A 21,208-nucleotide genomic window follows, 5' to 3' on the forward strand; every position below is an offset into this window, starting at 1 on the left:
GCCCCGCTCAGTCCTCGTCGCCCCGGAACACGTCGAACTCGGTCACCGGTTCCGGGTCACGCACCCGGAACCGGTGACCGAGTTCGACGTGTTCCGGGGCGACGAGGACTGAGCGGGGCGTCTCGGGGAGAAGGGGTTCGAACGGATTACGCGACGTCTTCGTACACGGCGAGCGTGTCCTCCGCCACGTCCAGCCACTCGCGGCGCCCGTACTCCGGCGGCTCCTCGCGGTCGAGCGCCTCGATGAGCCCGTCGACGATCGACTCCGAGTCCGTCTCGACCTCGACGAGGCAGCCGTCGGCGAGCACCTCCGCGACGCCGGACGGCGTCGCGACGACCTGCGTGCCCGCCTCCAGCGCCTCCGTGATCGTGATCCCGAACGGCTCGGCGTACGAGGGCGAGACGAACGCGTCCGAGGCGGCGTAGTAGTCGCCGAGCTCTGCCTCGGGGACGTAGCCGACGAACTCGACCCGGTCCTCGATGCCGAGCAGCTCGGCGAACCGCTTCAGCTGCTCGGTCTGGTGGCCCGACCCGCCGACGACGAGCGTCACGTCGCGGCCGCGGAGCTTCTTGGTCGCGTACAGGAGGTGCGAGATCCCCTTCTGGTCGGTGTGGCGGCCGACGAAGAACAGCATCTCGCCGTCGATACCGAGGTCCTCGCGGACGTCCTTCCCAGAGAACTGCGGCGTCGAGAAGCCGTTGTACACGACCCGCGAGTCCGCGTCGTACAGCTCTCGGATATCCTCGCGGACGATCTCGCTGACCGCGATGTTGGTGTCCGCGGCGTTCGCGAGCCGGCGCTCCGTCTCGACCTCGCGGCTCGGCGGGTCGATGTTGCGGTCGCTCGCCAGCGAGTGGAACGAGGAGACCCACGTCGCGTCGGACTCGCGGGCGGCGGCGCGACCGGGCCCGTACCCGAACCAGTCGTGGGTGTGGATCACGTCGTAGTCGGGCGCGAGTTCGGCGAGGCGGTCGGAGAGCTCCCCGACGCGCGCCGCGACGTCGCCCTCGCCGGTCTCGACGGGTTCGAGTCCCGGCTCGTCGTCGGGCGCGAACTCCGCCGGCAACACCAGCGCGGCGTCGACACCGAGTTCGTCGCGGAGCCCGGTGAACAGTTCTCCCACGTGGACGTCGAGCCCGCCGGTGATGTTCGGCGGGTACCCCCACCCCAGCATGAGTACGCTCGGCGGCATACACCCCCGTTTCGGGAGTCGGCACTTAGGTATGCCCCTCGCAGCGCGCAGGGGACCGGAAAACGGAGAGCGGAAAGAGGTCCGTCCGCGGTCAGACCGCGCGGTCAGGCCGCGCGAACCGCGTCGCGCAGGGCGTCCGTGCGCTCGGTGATCGACTCGGCGGCGTCCCCGAGCACGTCGAGCGGGTCGCCCTCCTCGGCCTTGACGGTGAGGACGGGTTCGGTCTGGCCCCCGGACTGCTCGGGATTCATGTCGTAGGTCGCGGCCGCGACGTCGTCCGACTCCAGCAGGGCGCCCTTCAGCACGTTCATGAACGTGTGATCCTCGCCCGCGATCTCGATGTGGAGTTCCGTGTCGGTCTTCTCGATGACCCGCAGTTCCATACCCGAGAGGTCGAGCGAGCGGCGTTTCAAGCTTTCGTCTCCCGGATATCGCCGGATGCGGACGGGTCGCACGCGGCCGGAAAACACTTCTCTCGCCGACCGAGTTACCGGGTATGTCCGGCGATCGACCCGCGATCCGACGGCTGCCGTCCGACGAGGAGGCCCTCCGCCGCTACGCGGCCGACCTGTGGCTCCCGTACAACCGCGACCTCGCCGACGCCGTCGGGGCCCACGACCTCGCGGACTGGCCCGAGGAGCGCTTCGTCGAGCGACACGTGGAGTTCGCCCGGAACCAGCTGGACGATTCGGGAAGCCGCGGCTGGGTCGCCGCGACCGCCGCCGACGGGGCGGCCGACGCCGCGGTCGACCCCGCGACCGCCGCCGTGACCGATCCCGACCTGGACCTCGTCGGCCTGCTGATGACGAGCGTCGACGCGTGTCCCGACCCGTTCGATCGCCCGGACCGGCTGGTGATCGGCGAGATATACGTCGCGGCGCCGTACCGCGGCACCGGCCTCGCGGACCGGTTCGTCGAGCGCGCGGTCGCCGACGCCCGCGACCACGGCTGCGGGCAGCTCCGGCTCGACGTGGACGTCGACAACGAGCGAGCCGTGGCGTTCTACGAGCGGACCGGGTTCGAGGAGTACCGCAAACAGATGACGATGGCGGTCGATCCGGAGTGACCCCGACGATCAGGCGGCTCCGGCGGGGCGACGTGCGACCGCTGGTCGAGGACCTGTGGCTGCCGTTCGCGCGCGAGATGGCGCGGCTCGCCGACCGGAACGCGCTCGCGGACGACGTCGACCTCGTCGCCGCGGGCGTCGAACACCGACGGGACAAGCTCGACGACGACGAGGCGGTGACGTGGGTCGCCGTCGCGGACGGCGAAACGGGCGATGACGCCCGCCTCGTCGGCTACGCCGCCGCGAGCCCCGAGTCGTCCGCACCCGTGTTCGCCGCGGGCGACCGACTCCACGTGAGCGAGCTGTACGTCCGGCCGCCGCGCCGCGGCGAGGGTATCGGGCGGCGGCTGCTCGACCGCGCCCGGGGGGCCGCCGCCGACCGCGGCTGCGAGCGCGTCACGCTCGACGTCGACGTCGAGAACGAGTCCGCTCGCGGCTTCTACGAGGAGTGTGGCTTCGAGTCGGCGCGAATCCGGATGGCCGCCGACACGGCGTCGGACGCGGACTGACCCGCTCGGTGACGGCGCGGCCGCTCGGGAAGGGATAAACGCAAAACGGGGCCGCGTCGGGTGGACGAGCCGTTACTCGTCGGCGTCGACCGCGACTTCGTCGGCGTCGACGTCGACGGCGGCCTCCTCCTCGGCGGCGACCTCGCGCGGGCGCGCTTCGAGGGTGAGCTTCTGGACCTCGACGCGGCGGAGCGGGTATATCTCCTTGGCGTCGCCGTAGATGGCCGACGAGAGGTTCCCGTCGACGATCGCGTCGACGAACGCCTCGAAGGTGCGCTCCTCGGCGGCCGCGTGGACCTTGTCGATCATGACGCGGCGGATCGCCTTCTCCTGAGACCGGTCGGCCTTCTTGGTCGTCAGGGCGACGGGCTGGACGCGGATGCGGTAGTCGTCCGTGGTCAGCACCGTGATCGACGCCTCGACCTTCGAGGCGCCGCGGCGGACGAGCGAGCGCAGGTAGTCGCGCGTCAGCTCGTACTTGATGAACTCGGTGTACGCCGAGTCGCTGCCCACGTCGGTGATCTTGAACGTCAGCTTCGTGTTGTTCGCGTTGGAGTCGCCCGTCAGCTCGTCGAGCGTCGTCGTGATCGTGCGGCCGACGACCTGCTGGGGCTCCTCGGCGAGGGTCTCGCCGAGCTCCTGTCGGTCGAACTGTTCGGGCGCCAGCACGGAGTACCAGCGCTTCTGTTCTCTGCTCTTGGATACGGATCGTTCGCTCATGTGTCGGTGTGTGTGTCGGTGTCGGTCGTCTGCGGTTCGTCTGTGGAGTCGAGGGTGTCGGCGGAGTCGGCGTCTGCGGCGATATGCGACCGAGCGCGCTCGACCACGCGGTCGGCGACGCGCAGGTTCACGAGGTGGTCGTCCAGCGTCGACTGGAGCCCGCCGGTGGTCGGTCGCGCGACGGTACAGGCGACGGCGTCGCCGTTGACGCGCGTGCGCATCGAGTCGGTCTCGTCCGGCCCGACCGCGGCCGCGACGGTCGCGGCGTCGGCGTGCGTGGTCCGGACCGTCGCGGTCCGGTCGGCGTCGCCGCCGGCCGTTCGGGGGGCGTCGTCGGACATCTCAGATCGCCTCCCGGAGCGCGGCCAGCGCCCCCGTGATGTCTGCGTCGCCGGGTCCGGCGGTCTCGACGGCGATCCCGCCGCGAGCGGGGGCCCCCCAACCGTCGCCGCCGACCTCGTCGGCGGCGGTCCGGCAGGCGTCGCCGAGCCCGATCGGCTCGACGGCAGCGGCCGCGAGCCGGCCCGCGCCCTCGTCGAGCGCGACTACGACGGGTTCTGGTGACCGGAAGTCCCGGACGAGTCGGGCGACCGTCGGCAGGACCGCCGGCGCCGCGTCGACGCGGGCGACGACGCAGCCGTCGTACCGGCCGACCGTCGCGTCGTCGAGCGCCCGGTGCGCCGCCAGTCCGTGGCGGTGCCAGGCGTCGAGCGCGGCCGTCCGAAGCGACGGAGCCGGGTCGCTCGCGAGCGCGAGCGCGACCCCCGTCCCGGGCGCCTCTCGGGCGAGCGCGTCGAGCACGTCGGCGTAGCCGCCGACCGTCTCGAAGGGACCGTCCGTCGCGTACGGACGGAGCGCGCGCTCGACCGCAGCGGCCGCGCGCTCGCTCGTATCGTCGCCGTCGACCGCGTCGACCGCGACCAGCGACGCGAAGCGCCGGCGGTCGTCGGCGTCGGGGTCGGCGGACAGTCCCAAGGGATCGAGCGCGTCGCGCGCCCCATCGGGGTCGCCGGAGTACCGCGTCGACGCGAGCGTCGAGGCCGCGAGGGCCTCGGCCCGCGAGGGGGCCGCGTCCGCGCCGTCGGTCTCGTGAGCGGCGCGCTCGCCGCCTGAAACCGGGAGCGCGACGCCGGGCCGCCGCTCGACGCGGCCGGCCCGCTCCGCGGCGTCGAGCGCGTCGCCGGAGCCGTCGGCGCCGGGGATCGACCCGGCCGCGACGACGCCGGCGAGCGCGACCACGGGGTCGGGTTCGACGCCGAGGGCGCGGGCGACCGCGAAGGCGGCCGTGCTCGCCGGTCGTCCCGTTCCGGGGATCGCGTGCGGGCCGCGGTCGACGCCGACCGTTACCGCGACGCAGTCGTCGACGTCCGCCGGCACCGGGTCGCGGTCGACCCGAGCCTGGAACGGCGTGCCCATCGCTCGGAGCGCTCGCGCGAGCAGCCCGGCGGCTGCCAGCGCGTCGCCGTCGTCGGTCGCGACGAGCCGGACGAACGGCGCGTCTGCGAGGACGCCGGCGAGCGCGTCGGGGGCGGGCGTGGCGGACGTCGCTTCGGTCATGTGTGGTGTGTCGGTCGGGATCGGTCGCTCGGTGTCGCCGTGCTAGCCGCTCACTCCTCTAAGAGCTCGACGGCGTTCTCGTAGGTGTACGTGAACTCCTCATCGATCTCGTCGCCGCGGTAGTAGTTCGCGAGGCGGCGGATCTTCGACTCCGTGTTCTGGAGCGCGCGCTTGTTCTGGTGGTCCTGCCCGTTCTCCGCCATGTGCTCGCGCAGGCGAACCGCCTGCGACATGAGGTTGCGGAGGTCTTCCGGGATGTCGGCGTCGGCGTCGTGTTCCTCGAGAATCTCGGTGACCTTCTTGCCGGTCGCCAGCTTCACGTCGGGGACCGGGACGCCCTTGACGCCCTCGTCGCGCAGCTTGAGGCCGATGACGCTGGGGTCGTGGCCCTGCTCCGCCAGTTCGACGACGCGGGACTCGATGTCCTCGGCGTCGACGTCGCTCCACTCCGGGGTCTCGTCCGTCGCCGGTTTGTCCGAACCGGACGAACCGCGACGGCGCGTGTGCATTCGTGCCATTGTCTGTCTGGTTGGAACGGCACAACCGCAACGTGACCGCGACTCCGCGCGGCGCGGCTACGGATCGCTCGCGGAGCGAGCGCTCCGACCGGACGGTCCGCGCGAGCGGGCCGCCCGACCGCGACGCCGGAGGCGTCGGCGCACTGCTACATTCCCAAGCCGCGGGCGAAAGGGCCCCGGCGAGTCGGATCTGCAGCTGTGCTGTTCCCGTCAAGACGGTCGCCGTCGGGGGTCTTAAGCGTGTTCTTGTCCCCGCGTGAGGCGATTCCGTCGGGCGAACGCTCCCGGTCCGTCTGACGGAGCGCACACGGGGATTTACGTGAGCCGTCGGTCTCCGAAGGCGTGTGAGAGATAAATGACCGACACGACAGCGGGGACCCCGGCCGCGACCGACGGCGGTGACCCCCCAGACGGCAGCGACTTCGGCGTCGGCGAGGAAGGGAGCGACGACCCGCGGATCGAGTTCCGCGGGGGGAAGTGGGCGAGCACCCTCCCGCTCGTCTTCTTCATCGCCTGGGCGATCTTCCAGAGCGGCGTCCTCGGGATCGGTGACACCAACGGGCTCGTCGTGGGCGCGTTGGTCGGAACGACGCTCGGGATGTTCCTCGTCCGCGGCGACTGGAAGGCGTACGCCGACACGATCTTCGAAGGGATGACCCAGCGCGTGGCCGCGACCGCGATCGTCGCGTGGCTCTGGGCCGGGATGTTCGCCCAGACGCTTCAGGCCGGCGGCTTCGTCGAGGGGCTCATCTTCGCGGCCGACGCTCTGAACGTCGGCGCGTCGACGTTCCCCGCGGCCGCGTTCATCCTCTGCGGCCTCCTCGCGACCGGGATCGGCACCGGATACGGGGCGACCGTCGCGTTCGTGACGCTGGTCTTCCCGGCCGGCGTGCTCATCGGCGCGAACCCCGTGCTGCTGTTCGCCGCGATCCTGTCGGGCGCCGTCTTCGGCGACAACCTCGCGCCCGTCAGCGACACGACGATCGTGAGCGCCGTGACTCAGGACGCGGACATCGGCGGGGTCGTCGCCTCGCGGTTCAAGTACGCTATCGCGGCGGCGGTCCCGGCGTTCGCCGCGTACCTGATCGCCGGCTCGGCCATGGCCGGCGTGAGCCTCGAGGGCGCCGTCGCGCTCCGCGAGTCCGCGAACGCCCTCGGACTAGTCCACCTGCTCTCGATGGGAGTCGTCATCGTCACCGCGGTCGTGGGCCGTCACATCGTCGAGGCGATCTCGTGGGGGCTGGTCGTGGCGGTCGCGTCCAACCTCCTGTTCGGGCTGTCGAGCGCGAGCGACATCGTCGCCTTCACCGTGACGGAGGCCGGGGCGCTCTCCGGGCTCCCGGTCGTCGAGGTCGGCGAGACCGCGGGCGTCGGCGGGAGCCTCTACACGGGCGCGGTCGGGTTCTTCCCGCTGATCGTCCTCACCCTCCTCATCGTCGCGATGGCGCAGATCATGATCCGCGGCGGCGGCTTCGAGGCGATCCAGACGTTCCTCCTCGACCGCGTCGCGACGACCGTCCGCCGGGCGGAGCTGACGATGGTCCTCGGCACCGCGACGATCAACGGGATGATCACGATAAACACCGCGGCGGAGATCGCGATCGCCCCGTACGTCGCCCGGATCGGCGAGAAGTTCAACATCAACGGCTACCGGCGCGCGAACATCTTGGACGCCAACACCTCCGCGCTCGGCTACATCTTCCCGTGGGCGGGCGGCGTGTTGGTCGGGTACCAGGTGATGGTCGGGCCGGACGGCCTCGGGTCCCAGTACGGCCCCGAGATGGTCGTGAACCCCATCGAGGTCGTGCCGTACGTCTTCCACGGCTGGTTCCTCGTGGCGATATTCATCATCGCCGCGATCACCGGCTTCGGGCGGGAGTACATCCCCGACCGCGCCTCCGAGGAGGTGTCCCGCGCATGAGCGTCTTCGACAAGTTCCTCGCCGGGTGGTCGTTCCGGGGATCGACACCGGACTACGCGGCCGGGGACGCGATCGAAGTGATGGTGACGGGCGAGTCCGACGGCGGCGTACACGTCGCGCGCATCGGCGACTCGACGCTCCGGATCGAGGGCGCGCCCGGGGACGCGGTCGACACTCGGGTCGTCGTCGACGTGGAGTCGTGGGACGAGTCGAGCCACACCGGGCGCGCGACCTATCGGAAGACCGTAGGCGGGAGCGCGTTTTAGCTAGCACTCGGTGGTTGCGGGTTCTTTTCATCGGTTCCACCGTCCGTATATAAACAACCGAGGGCGGACCGGTGGCGAACGCCGCCAAAGCCTCGCCGCGAGGACTCGCGCACAGCACCTCACGCCTCCCCAGCCCCGTCGCTCACTGCCCGCGGTTTCACCGCTCGCAACCGAGGTGCTCGCCTCGCTCGCACATCGCACCGTTCGCGACTCCCTCGCGCGTGCGACTCGCGCCCTCCGGCCGCTCGTCGGCACGCGCCACCGCAGTTGCTTTTAGATAACAGATCGTCGAAATGGGGTTCGATCGCCGCGAAGCGGCGTGAACCGGCGCGGACCGGGGCGCTTTTCATCACCACGCTCGAACCGTCGGGCGTGCTATCGGTCGAGCTCCACGCGCACTCCGCGCTGTCGTACGACGGGCGCGACCCGGTCGACCTCCTCTTGGAGCAGGCGGCCGCGGTCGGGCTCGACGCGCTCGCCGTCACCGACCACGACGAGATCGACGCCAGCATCGAGGCGGCCGAGAAGGCCCCCGACTACGGGCTCGTCGGCATCGTCGGCATGGAGGTGACCTGCGCGGTCGGCCACGTGCTCGCGTTCGGCATCGACGAGCGCGTCGAGAGCGGCCTCCCCTTCGACGAGACGCTCGACCGGATCCGCGACCAGGGCGGGATCGCGGTCGTCCCCCACCCCTTCCAGAAGTCCCGCCACGGCGTCGCCGCGCACGTCAGCGACGAGCGGCTCGCGAGCGCGGACGCGATCGAGGTGTACAACTCGCGGCTGTTCACCGGCCGCTCGAACCGACAGGCCGAGAAGTTCGCCGTCCGCAACGGGCTCCCGATGACCGCCGGCAGCGACGCCCACATCTCCGAGATGGTCGGGCAGGCGGTGACGGAGGTCGGCGCCGACGAGCGCTCCGCGGACGCGATCCTCGACGGGATCGCCGACGGCCGGACGAGCGTCGTCGGCAAGCGCACCCCGTGGCGGGTCTCGCTCCGGCAGTTCGGCGGGGGCGCCAAGCGCCGCGCGCTCCGCGCGCTCGACGCCCTCCGGTGACCGCGATGACGGCCCCTTCCTCGTCCGACCTCCGCGGCGCCCCCGCGGACCGCGTCCGTGCCGCGCTCCGCGACGGCGACCCGCTCCCCGGCGGGTGCGGCTTCGCCGGGCTGCTGGCCGAGCCGCCGAGTTTGGACCCGCGGGACCGCGACGGGCCGAACCGCGACGGCCCGGTGCTCGTCCGCGATGTCCTCGGCCGACAACCGCTGTTCGTCGAGCGCGAGGCGCTCGATCCGGGGACCGCCCGCATTCCCGCGGCGACCGACGCGTGGGCCTTCGACCGCGGCGCGCTCGCCGATCCGGAGCCGGTGCCCGCGGGGAGCGTGGTCTCGGCCGGCGGTACCGAACGCGTCTGGCGGCTCCCCGACCCGGCTCCGACCGCCGATCCGGAGGCCGCGCTGGCGGCGGTCGACGGCGCGGTGAGCGCGGCGCTCGAGGACCTCGCGGCATCAACTCGGTCCGGGGGAGACGACGAGAGCAGTGACGGCAACCTCGCGGTGGCCTTCTCCGGCGGCGTCGACTCCGGCCTCGTCGCCGCGGCCGTCCCGGAGGCCCCCTGCTACGTCGCCGGCTTCGAGGGGAGCCACGACATCGCTGCGGCGCGCGAGGCCGCGAGCGCGATGGACCGCGACCTGCGCGTCGTCGAGGTGACGCACGACGACCTCACGCGAGCGGTCCGCGCGGTGGCGGCCGCGACCGGTCGCCGGAACCCGATGGACGCGTCCATCGCGGTGCCGCTGTTCATGACGGCCGAAGCGGCCGCGGCCGACGGGTTCGATCGCCTCGCAGTCGGACAGGGGGCCGACGAGCTGTTCGGCGGGTACAGCAAGGTCGTCGACCCCGCCGAGGACTCCCGGGTCGACGCCGACACCGTCCGCGGCGCCCGGACCGAGACCGTCCGGACGCTGCCCGATCAGCTGGAGCGGGACGTGCTCGCGCTCCGCGCCGCGGGGGTCGAGCCCGCGACGCCGTTGCTCGACGACCGTGTCGTCGGCGCCGCGCTGGCGCTCCCGGACGCCCTGCTCGTCGACGGCGACGAGCGGAAGGTCGCGCTCCGCCGCGTCGCGAGCCGGCGGCTGCCGGAGTCGGTCCACGCCGCGGAGAAGAAGGCGGTCCAGTACGGCACGTACGTCTCCCGCGAGCTCGACCGGCTCGCGCGGCAGGCGGGCTACAAGCGGCGAATGGACGACCACGTCGGGAAGTACGTCGAGGCGCTGTGTAGCGAGGAAAAACCGGCCGGTGAGGGCCGGGACTGACCAAGTCGCCGCGGGGAGTACCAGTCCTGCGGCCGACGCCCGATCGGTCGGGCGTCTACTCACGGATCGGCGGGACAGGTATAAAATCCGGATAGTAGTGACAAATATGACACCCTCGCGGCCGCGATAGAAAACGATCGGCCGCAGATGTGAGCGATTACTGCCGGATCGCCGTATCGGTAGCGCGCTTTGCCGGGGAAAGTTCACGTCCATCCGGACGGGGGAGGCCGGGTCGCGGGCTCGGCGAGCGATCGCCGCGTCAGCGGACGAGGTACGGGTCGCTGCCGGCGATGAAGCGACCGAGGTCGCTCTCGCGGCGGAAGTCGGTTGACCGGAGCTCTCGGAGCGAGTCAACGAGCCGATCGGCGTCGCCGTCCGCCCAGTCTGCGGGGTCTTTGATCGGGACGACGAGCCAGCCGGCGCCGAGCAGCTCCTCACCGTGGAGCCCGTCCATGTCTATCTCGGTCTTCCGAGCCCGGGCGGTGTAGGTTTCGAGGACGTGTTCGGTCGCCCGCGCGCCCACCGGGAGCAGCACGTGCGCGGCGATGGCGCGGAGCTCCGCGTCGAAGAACCGCTCCATGTCGGCGTAGGCGGCCTCGTCGGGCGGCGCCTCGCCCGCGCACATGTGAAGGTACGAGAGGAACGTTCGGCCGGTTCGAACGGGGTCGACCGCCGTCGGGTCGCCGTCGCGCGCGACGCCGTCGGGGGCGACTCCCTCGGCGACACCCGCGATCAGTCCGGCGTCCGAGAGCGCCGACAGGAACGCGGGCGACCACGCCTCGCCGGTGAACGGGACGCCCGCCGCGGTCCCGCCGTGGACGCCCGGGCGGTCGCCGACGACGTGGAAGTCGGCGTTGGCGTCGCCGTAGCCGGGGACGAACGAGGGGCAGTCGGGGCGCATCCCGAAGGGGTTCCGGATCCGGTCCGTGACGTTCTGCACGCGAGAGGGTAGGCGCGCAGGCCGTTAAATCCCGTTCGGTCCGGCGCGAGCGACTCGGGGACGCCCCGCGGCGGCGAGCGAGCCGATGCGAGGCGCACGAGGCGACGAAGATCCGCATAAGTTATGAGAATAAACGAGGTCAAACCGGGCTGGGATACGCGTCGATCGACGCGGAACGAGAGATATTTCAGGATCGTTAATCAATAACCGGAAACCGCAAGACAGCGTCGAGGTGTCTTCGGCGCGGCCCACGGAAGATATTTATATACCCCTCCGTTGGGGTGTGACAGAAGTCCAATGTTCGACCGCATCCGTACCGCGGCCCTCTTCGGGCTGCACCAAGCGTCCGTCGCCGTCGGAATCTCGCTGTTCCCGGTGGCCGTCTTCGCGCGTCAGCACCTCGGCATCAACGTCCCGGTCGGCCGGCTCGTCGAGACGACCACCGAGGCCGTCGACCAGGAGTGATCGCGCGCCGACAGTAGCTCGTTCTCCGCGACCGACCAGACGCCGAGCGACGGCGAGACCCCCCTTCGACCCGCGATCCCGCACAGCTCTCCTCGTGCCCGTCGCAGCCCCGCAGCGCCCGCTCCGAGGTCCGTCGCGATCCAGTGTCCCCCGCCGCGGTCGGCCGGTCGCGGCCCGGCGACGGATAGGCCCGTCGGAACCGGTCGGCGGCCCCCGAAGGGTTGCCTTTATCAGCGCGCCGGGCGAATGTGGACGTAATGCGAACACCGACTGGCGACCTCTCAGACGGGCCGGCTGCCGACCTCGGCCGCGACCAGCCTGTCTTCGGACCGGAGCTCGGCGAGTTCGAACACAGCGAGCGCCGCGCTGCGAAGGCGGAGGGCGACGGCGAGATGAAGACGGGGACCACCACCGTCGGCATCAAGGCCGACGAGGGCGTCGTGATGGCGACCGACATGCGCGCCTCCCTCGGCGGCATGGTCTCCTCGAAGGACGTCCAGAAGGTCGAGGAGATCCACCCGCGCGGCGCCCTGACCATCGCGGGCTCCGTCTCGGCGGCCCAGAACCTCATCTCGACGCTTCGCGCCGAGACGAGCCTCTACGAGGCCCGCCGCGGTAAGGACATGTCCATGGAAGCGCTGTCGACCCTGACGGGGAACCTCCTCCGCTCCGGGGCGTTCTTCGTCGTCCAGCCGATCCTGGGCGGCGTCGACGACGAGGGCGCGCACATCTACTCCATCGACGCCCTCGGCGGCACGACCGAGGAGGAGTACACCGTCACCGGCTCCGGGTCGCAGTACGCGCTCGGTGTCTTAGAGCAGGAGTACGACGACGAGGTCAGCATCGACGAGGCGAAGACCATCGCCGCGAAGGCGATCCAGTCCGCCGTCGAGCGCGACCTCGCCTCGGGCAACGGGATCAACGTCGCCGTCGTCACCGAGGACGGCGTCGACATCACCCGGTACAAGGAGTTCGACGACCTGCTGTAGTCGGCGTCAACGGGACGCCGCTTCGGTATTTCTTCGCGAGTCCCGACCCGCCAGCGGAGGCGCTCGCGGCCGCTCGGTCACCGCCGGAGCTCCGGCGGCGCCTGAATCCCGTCGCCCCAGTAGAACCGCGGGCCGAGGACGAGGTAGCCGCTGGCGAGGAACAGTAGCGCGAACGCGAACCCCTCGCCGATCCACGCCGGGAGCGCGCTCGTCGCCATGTGACCGGCGGGGGTGAGGATCACGGCCGCCTGAACGACCCCCATCACGAGCGCGTCCTGCGCGTGGAGGTCCGGGTAGGTGACCGTCGACCCCATGAGCAGCGCGAACGCCGTCGTGGCCGCGACGAGCGGGACCGGGGCGGTGTAGCCCGCGATGACGGCGGCGGCGAGCACCGTCGCGGCCAGCGTCGTCGGAACGCCCACCGTCTCGCGGGCGCCGTCCTCGTCGGCCGTGTAGAGGCCGAGGCGGGCGACCGCGGCGGCGACGAACAGCGCGCCCGCGCCGACGACGGCGGCGACGAGCGCGGGGTCCGTCGCGAGCGAGCGCCCGTCGCGGACGACGGCGGCGACGAGCGCGGCGGGCGCAACGCCGAAGGAGGCGACGTCGGCCAGCGAGTCGAGGTACGGGCCGGCGGGAGTCGACCCGCGGTGGCGGGCGACGACCCCGTCGAGCCCGTCCGCGACGGCGGCGAGGAGGACGAGCCTGGCCGCGAGCGCGACGTCGACCGTCGCGGCGACGACGGCGAGGAACCCGACGGCGGCGTTGGCCACGGTCACCGCGTCCGCGAGCCCGAGCCGCCGAGCGAACCGCAGAGGCATACCGTATCGGTCGCCGAGCCGGGTTTTAGGGTTTGTTATCTCGTCGACCGCGCGGCGGCGGCCCGGTCGCGAGAGTCCGGGACTGCCGAGGTGTGTGTCGACCGAAACGGAGGGCGCGGCCGCGAGGCCAAGACGCCTCGGTCAGGGGACGTACCAGATGCCGCGGCCGAAGTCGAGCCATTCGCCGACCACGACGTGCGGCATCGCGATGACGCAGACGAAGATGGTGTAGAAGGCGACCGCGCCGGAGAGCAGCGAGCCGCCGGCCAGCGGGTTCGGCGCGACGGTCCACAGGGCGGTCGCGACGCTCGCCGTGACCAGCGCCCCGACGACGAGGACGCCCCACGCGACGACGAGCGAGACGCCTTCCGTCCGGTCGGGCTGCTCCTGTTCGACGACCATGCTCCGCGCCGACTGCCGAAGCGAGTACCACAGCGGGAAGTAGAGCCCGATGGCGACGACCACGGGTACGAGCGCGAAGTACGCGACGAGCAGCAGCGTCTCCGCGGCGTCGAGGAGCCACGACCGGCTGACGCCGCCGGTCGAGCGCAGGCTGGTCGCGAGGCCGCCGCCGAGGTGCGTCATCACGCCGAGCCCGAAGACCGCGCCGAGCGCCGTGGTGAACGGCTCCGGGTTCGAGGCGGCCGGGCCGGCCAACCGACCGTCGAAGACGCCCAACATGATGCCGGTGAAGCTGTAGTAGGTCTCGGTCCAGAAGACGGCGGGGACGATCATCACGGCGCCGCCGCGGATCAGCGCGGCGAGCGCTCGCTGGGGCTTGGTGGGGAGGTGGTCGGTTCCGATCAGCGCGTCCATCACGCGGAGGTCGCCGTGCCCGCCCTTCGCGACCGCCGTCCCGAACGCGAGCGCGAGCGCGGGCAGCGGCGCGACGACGAACAGGGCCACGAACGACGCGACGAAGCCGAGGTAGAGCGCCACGTACCGCGCGCCGAACGGGAGCCCCCGCCGGCGGAGATTCGAGAAGTGTTCGTACCCCCCGTGCGGGAGGTTCAACGCGACCATCCCGACGAGGTACGCGATCATCTGAGTCCGGAGCGACACGTCGGTGCCGACCGCGGACAGGGCGCCGAATCCGACCGCGAGGAGGAGCAGCGCCACGCGCGAGGCACCGATGGCCGTCCGTTCCGGTTCACCGAGGAGTCGCCGCACCGGGCTCGCCGTCGTCGTCGACATGGACGTACGTACGGCCGTTACCGGGTTAGGGCCTCGTCGCCATTATTCGGTGTTTTATATTCGGGTCGTCCCTGCGACCGTCTCCGCGGGCGTTTCGCCGCTCCGAAGGGGGCGGTTCGGGCGGCGGCGTCAGTACGTGTGAATCACTTCGCCGCAACGCGTGCACTCGATCGTGTCCGATCTGAACAGCCGCTCCTTCTTCTCCGTGGGGCCGTTACACTCGGGGCAGACGCCGATGTTCCGTCCGTCCGCCACGCGCGCGGACAGATCGAGGAACTGCCCTTCGAGCCGTTCGATCTGTTCGGACTGCTCTTCGACGACCGATTGGAGCTCCTCGATCGTCTCCTCGCGCTCCTCGACCGCGGTGGACAGCTCCTCGATGCGCTGCTCGTAGGCGTCTATCGCCTCGACGTCGATGGTGACGTCGTCGGTCTCCTCCGCTTCCTGTTCCGCAGTGCTTTCGCTACGCTGTTCGGCTTCCGCCTCGGCGTCGTCGTCTGCCATACGAGACTGGTAGAGCCCCAGGGTCATTACTTTCAGGCCGACAACGTCACCCCGACCCGCGGCCCGTCAGGGTCGACCGGCGCCGGACCCCGCGCCAGAAGGGGGCGTCGTCACGGGGCGATACCTGACTAGGTTGGCATCGATCTGAATAGAATATACACAGTATAACGAAGTGGGTATGGACCCGATAGCGCTAACCGCAGCCGTTGGAGCTGATCTGCTCGGGGACGGTCGCCCCGAGACGCTCTGGTTGGGCATAGGCACGCTACTGATGCTCATCGGGACCTTCTACTTCATCGTTAAAGGATGGGGGGTCACTGACAAGGAGGCCCGTGAGTACTACTCGATCACGATCCTCGTGCCGGGGATCGCGTCGGCAGCGTACCTGTCGATGTTCTTCGGCATCGGCCTGACGGAAGTTCAGGTCGGCAGCGAAATGCTGGACATCTACTACGCGCGGTACGCGGACTGGCTGTTCACCACGCCGCTGCTGCTGCTCGACCTCGCGCTGCTGGCGAAGGTCGATCGCGTGAGCATCGGCACGCTCGTCGGCGTCGACGCGCTGATGATCGTCACCGGACTCGTCGGCGCGCTCTCGCACACGCCGCTCGCGCGGTACACGTGGTGGCTGTTCAGCACGATCTGCATGATCGTCGTGCTGTACTTCCTCGCCACGAGCCTGCGCGCCGCTGCGAAGGAGCGCGGTCCCGAGGTCGCGAGCACGTTCAACACCCTTACGGCGTTGGTGTTGGTGCTCTGGACGGCCTACCCGATCCTGTGGATCATCGGTACCGAGGGTGCCGGCGTCGTCGGCCTCGGCATCGAGACCCTCCTGTTCATGGTGCTCGACGTGACCGCCAAGGTCGGGTTCGGCTTCATCCTGCTCCGCAGCCGCGCGATCCTCGGCGACACCGAAGCACCGGAGCCCTCCGCGGGCGCCGAGGCCTCCGCCGCGGACTGATCGGCTAGCGGACCCGACGCGGCAGAACAACACGGTTCAACCGTTTCCAGCGTTCATTTTTCGACATGACTGACACTACCACCGAACAGCCGCCAGTGCTGCGTACACGGTCCGTCGTCGGACTCGCCGCCTGCGTCGTGACCGCGCTCGTCGGGATATTCCTGATCCCGACGCTACAGGAGCCGGGAGGCGGGTTCAACGCCCGGTTCTGGACGATGGCGGCCTTGGAGCTGGTCGCCATGATCGGCGTCGTCTACTTCGTCCTCAACCTCCACGAGGAGTCGGACTGAGGCGGGCGAGAAGCGCGGCTCGCGTCGCACCGCCGATCGCGGCGGTGCCGTCGTTCTCCGCACGAGCCGCGCCCGTTCCCTGACCGTTCACTTCTCAGGCAGCCCGGCGTCGGCCCTCCCGTCCCGGGTCGAGGGCGATGTCTCGGCGAGCGCGCGCTCGAAGTGGTCACGCCCGACGGTCGGGTCGACCGGTCCGTCGTCGACGATCGCGTCCTCGATCGCGAGCAGCCCGGCCTCCCGGACCAGCGCCGCGATGTCGCCGCCGCTGTAGCCGCCGGTGCGGTCGGCGAGGGCGTCGAGGTCGACGCCGGCCGCCGTCGGCATCTCGCGGGCGTGGATCTCCAGGATCTCCCTGCGGGCGTCTCGATCGGGGAGCGGCGTCTCGACCGCCTTCTCGATCCGGCCCGGCCGGAGCAGCGCCTCGTCGATGGCGTCCGGGCGGTTCGTCGCCGCGATCACCGCGACGTCGGTCAGCGGCTCCAGCCCGTCGAGTTCGGTCAGCAGCTGCGACACGACGCGCTCGCCGGCGCCGGTGTCGTCGCCGCGGCGCCGGGGCGAGATCGCGTCGACCTCGTCGGAGAAGATCACCGCCGGAGAGTTCTCGCGGGCGGTCGCGAACAGGTCGCGGACCGCCTTCTCCGACTCGCCGACGTACTTGTCGAGCAGTTCGGGCCCGTGCACCGGGATGAAGTTCGCGTCGCTGAGACTCGCCGCCGCGCGCGCGAGCAGCGTCTTCCCGGTTCCGGGGGGGCCGTACAGCAGCACGCCGGACGGGGGGTCGATCCCGAGCTCCGCGAAGCGGTCGGCGTACTCGAAGGGCCAGTACACCGCGCGCACCAGCTCCCGCTTCGCCTCGTCGAGCCCGCCGACCTCGTCCCAGCCGACCGCGGGGAACTCGACGGTGACCTCTCGCAGCCCGGTGGCCTCGACGTCGTCGAGCGCGGCGTCGAAGTCGGCCATCCGAATCGCGGTCCGGCCGTCGCGGCGGACCGCGCGCTCCAGCGCCGCGTCCGCGAGGACCGCCAGATCGGCGAACACGTACCCGTTGAGCCGCGCCGCGACCGCCTCGAAGTCGACATCCATCGCGAGCGACGCGCCCTCGCAGAGCGCTTCGAGCGCGTCGGCGCGCTCGGCCGCCGTCAGCGGCTCGACCTCCAGTTCGCGGTCGAACCGCCCGCCGCGGCGCAGCGCCGACGGCACGCCGCTGGGGTCCGTGGTCGCGCCGATCACGACCGTCCGGTCCCCCGCGCGGAGCTCGTCGACCGTCGACCGGAGGCGGTCGGCCAGCGCGGAGTCGGCACCGTCGTCGGCCCCGAGCGCTTCGAGGTCGTCGAGGAGGACCACCGTCGGTTCCCCCGCGGGAACCGCCTCGACGAGCCGGTCGAGGCGGTCCGTGCGGTCGCTCGTCCGCTCGCCTCGGAGCCGGGCCGCCGAGGCGCGGACGAGCGTCGCGTCGGTCGCGGCCGCGACGGCCTCGACGAGCGTCGTCTTCCCCGACCCGCGCGGCCCGTGGAGGAGCAGCCCGAGCGTCGGAGAGCCGGCGGACTCGAAGGTCTCCGCCGCGTCGAACCGCGTGGAGACGGCGTCCAGGAGGCGGTCGAACGTCGCCGTCGGAACGACGCCGGCGCCGGGGCCACCGGTTCCCGGGGACTCGGCGACGACGTCCGGGCCGTCGTCGGCCGCGACGGCGATCTCGGTGTCGTCGCCGACGACCGCCGGCGACGAGGGGGTCACGTCCCGCACGTCGAACCGGAGCGTGAGCGCGCCGCCGAGGCGCGTCACCTCGACCTCGTCGCCGACGGCCACGGCCCGCCGATCGAGCCGGCGGCGAATGGCGTCCTCGCTCCGCTCGAGGTCGACGGACTGCCGGTGCCGGAGCGTGATCGACGACGCGACCGGGAGCGACGACGCCGCGACGGTCGCGTTGTCACCCGGATCGAGTCCGGCGCTCCGGCGGAGCCGCTCGGGGAGGAAGACGGCACGCGTCTGGGCGTCGACCGCGACGACCGGGGCGACGACGCGGTGCGACCCCTCGGCGGCGATCGAACCGCCGGGGGCGACGCCGAGGTCGGCGAGGACGGCTTCGGGGAGGCCGACGCGGTCTTCGGGAACCGACGCGGGCGGCTCGCGGACCGGAACGCGCACGCTCATCGTGTCCGGGCTCGCTCGCGGGACGGTCCGGCGGCGACTATCGTCGACAGCATACGTCGATCGTTACGCCTACCGACCACAAAGTAATCACCCCCTAACTGGACAGCCGACTGGAGCCCGGGCGGTCGGTCCACGCCGTCCAAGTCGTCCGACCCGCGGGGGGAGACCCGGACCGCCGGAAGGCAGGCAAGCATTAACCCGTGTCGGTGCGAAGGGCGGAGCATGGCGAACGCTCGGGCGCTCCTCGTCCACCCGGAGGAGGGGAGCGATCGGATTGAGACGGCGCTCGGCGCCGCGGGGTTCGAAGTGACGCGCACTGACACGGCCTCGTCCGCGGTCGCGAAGGCGACGACCGGGGAGTACGACTGCGTCGTCAGCGAGTACGCCCTCGCCGGCGACGACGGGGTTGCGCTCGCGACCGCGATCGAGGAGTCCGACGCGGGCGTCCCGGTCGTGATGTTTACCGAGACGGACGAGGAGGGCGTCCCCGAGGCCGCCTTCGAGAACGGCGTCGACAGGTTCCTCCAGAAGAACGGATCGGCGTCGATCGAACGGCTCGTCTCCGACATCTCGACGGTCTGCTCGGGGGTGCCGACCGCGGAGCCGCGACAGGACGTGTCCGACCACGAGCCGTCCGCGGGAGAGGTGACGCGGGCCGTCGAGGACGCGCCGATCGGGATCAGCATGAGCGATCCGGACCTCCCGGACTACCCGCTCGTGTACGTCAACAACGCGTGGGAGGAGCACACCGGCTACCCGGTCGAGGAGGCGCTCGGCCGTAACCCGCGGTTCCTCCAGGGACCGGGGACGGACCCGGAGACCGTCGACGAGATCGGAGAAGCGATCGCGAACGAGGAGGAGGCGACCGTCGAGATCCGGAACTACCGGCGCGACGGGACCCCGTTCTGGAACGAGCTGACGGTCGCGCCGATCTACGACGAGGAGGGCGAGCTGGCCCATTACGTCGGGTTCCAGAACGACATCAGCGAGCGGAAGGCGGCGGAGCGGCTCGCCGAGGAGCGCGCCGAGAAGCTCGCGACGGAGCGGCGCTCGCTGGACAGGGTGTTGGGCCGCGTGAACGGGCTGTTCAGCGATATCAGTCGCATCCTCGTCGAGAACCGCGACTCGGGCGTCATCTCGGAGCGCGTGTGCGAGGTCGTCGCCGGCGAACCGGGGTACGCCGGCGGGTGGATCGGCGAGGTGTCGTCCGCGACCGGTCGGCTCGAGATACGCGCCGCGAGCGGCGTGGCGGTCGAGTCGGGCGCGACGTTCGACATCGAGGAGACGCCGGCGGAGGTACGGGAGACGGTCGAGACGGGGGAGCCGCACAGCGGCTCGATAGAGCACGTCGCCGACGGCCCGCTCGAACCGAAGACCGCCGGCGGGCGGCGCCTCCTCGTCGTGCCGCTGACGTACGGAGAGCGGCAGTACGGCCTGTTGGCTATCTACGGCAGCGGCGCGGACGTGCTCGACCGCCGCGAGCGGCGGGTGTGCGAGTCCGTCGGGAAGATGATCGCGAACGGGCTCCACTCCATCGAGACCACGGAGATACTCACGACCGACCGCGTGGTGGAGCTCGTGGTCGGGATCCGCGACTCGACGGCGTCGCTCGCGCGGATCGCAGACGCGGTCGGCGGGGAAGTTGAACACCTCGGGACGACGCGACTCGACGACGACGCCTGCGAACTGTACTTCCGCGCCGACGGCGAGGGCGTCGACCTCGACGAGCTCGCCTCCCTCCCGCTGGTCGAATCGATGCGGACCGTCTCGGAGACGAACGACGGTGTCAGCTTCGCCGTCACCGTCACCGAGTCGCCGCCGCTCACCCAGCTGGCCGATCACGGCGGCGTCGTCGCCGAGGCGACCGCCACGCCGGAGGGAGCGACGCTGACGATAGAGGCGCCGCCCGAGCGCGACGTCCGGTCGATCCTCGACGTGTTCCGCGACGAGTACGAGGGCGTCGAGCTCCGCTCGCGCGTCGAGCGCGAGAGCCGCGACCGGACCGTCGCTGAGTTCGCGGCCGCGGTCGACGAGCGGCTCACCGACCGGCAGCGGGCGGCGCTGAAGACCGCCGAGCTGAACGGCTACTTCGAGTGGCCGCGGCCGGTCGACGGGTCGGAGATCGCGGAGCGGATGGGGATCACCCGACAGACGTTCCACCAGCACCTCCGCGCGGCCGAGCGGAAGCTGGTCGAGGCGTACGTCGATCCCCGGTCAAACTGATGGCCCAGGGGTCTGTGAGCGGGGGTGCCGCCGCATGAGCGACGAGCAGTCGAGCCCGAGCGACGACGGGCCGGACGCGGGCGACGATCCGTTCGCCGCGAGCGACGCGATCGTCGTCGCGGCCGACCCCGAGTCCGTGTTCGCGTTCCTCGACGATCCGGCGAACCACGCGGCGGTCACGCCCGGGCTCACGGACGTTCGGGACGTCGAACCGCTGGCGAACGGCGGGAAGCGCCTCTCGTACACCTACCGGATGGCGGGAGTCGGCATCGACGGCGAGATCGTCCAGACCCTCCACGAGCCGTCCGAGCGCCACGTCTTCGAACTCCGGGGGCGGCTCACCGGCACCATCGACCTCCGGACCGAGCCCGTCGACCGGGGGACGGAGCTGACGTACGCCGCGACGTACGGCCTGCCGGAGAACGCGCTCACGAGGCTCGGCGCACCCGTTGTCCGTCGGTTCAACGAGCGGCAACTCCGGGCGGCGCTGGAGAGCGTCGCGGCCGAGTTCGACGGGAACGAGTGACGCTTCGGGAGCGGGCAGCGCGCGGCCGCGGCGCCGCGACCCGGGGACTGCGGGACGGTACGGCGTCGACAGGCGAACTATTAAC

Annotated in this window: 23 protein-coding genes; 12 read left to right on the top strand and 11 right to left on the bottom strand. The window is 71.3% G+C overall.

Annotated elements, in window-relative coordinates; all coding sequences use genetic code 11:
* Positions 1-146: 146 nt before the first annotated feature.
* A complete protein-coding gene (locus B9H04_RS11870) occupies positions 147-1,175 on the bottom strand; it encodes a glycosyltransferase family 4 protein (RefSeq protein ID WP_085682741.1) in 1,029 nt (342 codons plus the stop codon).
* A 122-nt stretch (positions 1,176-1,297) separates the two neighbouring features.
* Positions 1,298-1,576 (bottom strand): DNA-directed RNA polymerase subunit L, encoded by a 279-nt coding sequence (locus tag B9H04_RS11875; RefSeq protein WP_049931324.1) that lies wholly within the window; start codon positions 1,574-1,576, stop codon positions 1,298-1,300.
* Positions 1,577-1,689: 113 nt separating this feature from the next.
* On the opposite strand from B9H04_RS11875, the gene B9H04_RS11880 reads away from it, so the two are divergent.
* A complete protein-coding gene (locus tag B9H04_RS11880; RefSeq protein WP_049931325.1) occupies positions 1,690-2,259 on the top strand; it encodes a GNAT family N-acetyltransferase in 570 nt (189 codons plus the stop codon).
* Complete coding sequence (locus B9H04_RS11885; protein WP_049931326.1) at positions 2,256-2,768, top strand: GNAT family N-acetyltransferase; 513 nt, start codon at positions 2,256-2,258, stop codon at positions 2,766-2,768. Before B9H04_RS11880 ends, B9H04_RS11885 begins: the two co-directional genes overlap by 4 nt.
* 72 nt (positions 2,769-2,840) lie before the next feature.
* Here B9H04_RS11885 and B9H04_RS11890 read toward each other — a convergent pair whose 3' ends face one another.
* Genes B9H04_RS11890 through B9H04_RS11905 form a run of 4 tightly spaced genes read right to left on the bottom strand, consistent with a single transcriptional unit; the run spans position 2,841 to position 5,563 of the window.
* Entirely contained in the window at positions 2,841-3,488 is a 648-nt protein-coding gene (locus B9H04_RS11890) for a 30S ribosomal protein S3ae (protein ID WP_049931327.1), read from the bottom strand.
* Positions 3,485-3,829 (bottom strand): KEOPS complex subunit Pcc1, encoded by a 345-nt coding sequence (locus tag B9H04_RS11895; protein ID WP_049931328.1) that lies wholly within the window; start codon positions 3,827-3,829, stop codon positions 3,485-3,487. The genes B9H04_RS11890 and B9H04_RS11895 overlap by 4 nt, the downstream gene beginning before the upstream one ends.
* A 1-nt stretch (position 3,830) precedes the next feature.
* Positions 3,831-5,045, bottom strand: coding sequence for a hypothetical protein (locus B9H04_RS11900; RefSeq protein ID WP_049931329.1), 1,215 nt, complete (start codon positions 5,043-5,045; stop codon positions 3,831-3,833).
* A gap of 50 nt (positions 5,046-5,095) precedes the next feature.
* The gene (locus B9H04_RS11905) at positions 5,096-5,563 is read right to left on the bottom strand and encodes a 30S ribosomal protein S15 (RefSeq protein ID WP_049931330.1); all 468 of its coding nucleotides are present in this window, start codon (positions 5,561-5,563) and stop codon (positions 5,096-5,098) included.
* A gap of 355 nt (positions 5,564-5,918) precedes the next feature.
* Here B9H04_RS11905 and B9H04_RS11910 point away from each other — a divergent pair, with 355 nt between their 5' ends.
* The 4 genes from B9H04_RS11910 (at position 5,919) to B9H04_RS11925 (ending at position 10,062) form a co-directional block, all read left to right on the top strand.
* A complete protein-coding gene (locus tag B9H04_RS11910) occupies positions 5,919-7,484 on the top strand; it encodes a Na+/H+ antiporter NhaC family protein (protein WP_085682735.1) in 1,566 nt (521 codons plus the stop codon).
* Positions 7,481-7,750 (top strand): DUF7513 family protein, encoded by a 270-nt coding sequence (locus tag B9H04_RS11915; protein WP_049931332.1) that lies wholly within the window; start codon positions 7,481-7,483, stop codon positions 7,748-7,750. The genes B9H04_RS11910 and B9H04_RS11915 overlap by 4 nt, the downstream gene beginning before the upstream one ends.
* A 372-nt stretch (positions 7,751-8,122) precedes the next feature.
* Complete coding sequence (locus B9H04_RS11920) at positions 8,123-8,806, top strand: PHP domain-containing protein (RefSeq protein ID WP_049931333.1); 684 nt, start codon at positions 8,123-8,125, stop codon at positions 8,804-8,806.
* Positions 8,807-8,811: 5 nt separating this feature from the next.
* Positions 8,812-10,062, top strand: a complete 1,251-nt coding sequence (locus B9H04_RS11925) for an asparagine synthase-related protein (RefSeq protein ID WP_049931348.1) — start codon at positions 8,812-8,814, stop codon at positions 10,060-10,062.
* A gap of 259 nt (positions 10,063-10,321) precedes the next feature.
* Here B9H04_RS11925 and B9H04_RS11930 read toward each other — a convergent pair whose 3' ends face one another.
* Entirely contained in the window at positions 10,322-11,002 is a 681-nt protein-coding gene (locus B9H04_RS11930; protein WP_049931334.1) for a uracil-DNA glycosylase family protein, read from the bottom strand.
* 297 nt (positions 11,003-11,299) lie between these two features.
* Between B9H04_RS11930 and B9H04_RS18740 the strand changes: the two genes are divergently transcribed.
* Both B9H04_RS18740 and psmB read left to right on the top strand, forming a co-directional pair.
* Complete coding sequence (locus B9H04_RS18740; RefSeq protein WP_167373065.1) at positions 11,300-11,467, top strand: hypothetical protein; 168 nt, start codon at positions 11,300-11,302, stop codon at positions 11,465-11,467.
* 257 nt (positions 11,468-11,724) lie between these two features.
* Positions 11,725-12,456, top strand: coding sequence for an archaeal proteasome endopeptidase complex subunit beta (gene psmB, locus B9H04_RS11935; protein WP_049931335.1), 732 nt, complete (start codon positions 11,725-11,727; stop codon positions 12,454-12,456).
* Positions 12,457-12,533: 77 nt separating this feature from the next.
* On the opposite strand, the gene B9H04_RS11940 is transcribed toward psmB, so the two are convergent.
* The 3 genes from B9H04_RS11940 to B9H04_RS11950 all read right to left on the bottom strand — a co-directional run bounded on the left by B9H04_RS11940 (position 12,534) and on the right by B9H04_RS11950 (position 14,972).
* Positions 12,534-13,274: a protein sorting system archaetidylserine synthase gene (locus tag B9H04_RS11940; RefSeq protein WP_049931336.1), complete on the bottom strand. Its 741-nt coding sequence runs from the start codon at positions 13,272-13,274 to the stop codon at positions 12,534-12,536.
* A 141-nt stretch (positions 13,275-13,415) separates the two neighbouring features.
* Positions 13,416-14,468 (bottom strand): Brp/Blh family beta-carotene 15,15'-dioxygenase, encoded by a 1,053-nt coding sequence (locus B9H04_RS11945; RefSeq protein WP_085682736.1) that lies wholly within the window; start codon positions 14,466-14,468, stop codon positions 13,416-13,418.
* 129 nt (positions 14,469-14,597) lie between these two features.
* Complete coding sequence (locus tag B9H04_RS11950) at positions 14,598-14,972, bottom strand: SlyX family protein (protein WP_049931338.1); 375 nt, start codon at positions 14,970-14,972, stop codon at positions 14,598-14,600.
* Between the two features lie 178 nt (positions 14,973-15,150).
* On the opposite strand from B9H04_RS11950, the gene B9H04_RS11955 reads away from it, so the two are divergent.
* The gene (locus tag B9H04_RS11955; RefSeq protein WP_080508572.1) at positions 15,151-15,933 is read left to right on the top strand and encodes a bacteriorhodopsin; all 783 of its coding nucleotides are present in this window, start codon (positions 15,151-15,153) and stop codon (positions 15,931-15,933) included.
* A gap of 65 nt (positions 15,934-15,998) precedes the next feature.
* Positions 15,999-16,223: a hypothetical protein gene (locus B9H04_RS11960; RefSeq protein ID WP_049931340.1), complete on the top strand. Its 225-nt coding sequence runs from the start codon at positions 15,999-16,001 to the stop codon at positions 16,221-16,223.
* Between the two features lie 87 nt (positions 16,224-16,310).
* Here the strand turns inward: B9H04_RS11960 and B9H04_RS11965 are convergent, their stop codons facing one another.
* Entirely contained in the window at positions 16,311-18,374 is a 2,064-nt protein-coding gene (locus B9H04_RS11965; RefSeq protein ID WP_085682737.1) for an AAA family ATPase, read from the bottom strand.
* A gap of 222 nt (positions 18,375-18,596) precedes the next feature.
* Between B9H04_RS11965 and B9H04_RS11970 the strand changes: the two genes are divergently transcribed.
* Positions 18,597-20,597, top strand: coding sequence for a bacterio-opsin activator domain-containing protein (locus B9H04_RS11970; RefSeq protein WP_085682738.1), 2,001 nt, complete (start codon positions 18,597-18,599; stop codon positions 20,595-20,597).
* Positions 20,598-20,631: 34 nt separating this feature from the next.
* Positions 20,632-21,123: an SRPBCC family protein gene (locus tag B9H04_RS11975; RefSeq protein ID WP_049931343.1), complete on the top strand. Its 492-nt coding sequence runs from the start codon at positions 20,632-20,634 to the stop codon at positions 21,121-21,123.
* The last annotated feature ends 85 nt before the right edge of the window (positions 21,124-21,208 follow it).

It is taken from the genome of Halorubrum ezzemoulense DSM 17463 (assembly GCF_002114285.1).
In the GTDB taxonomy this organism is placed as follows: Archaea; Halobacteriota; Halobacteria; order Halobacteriales; family Haloferacaceae; genus Halorubrum; species Halorubrum ezzemoulense.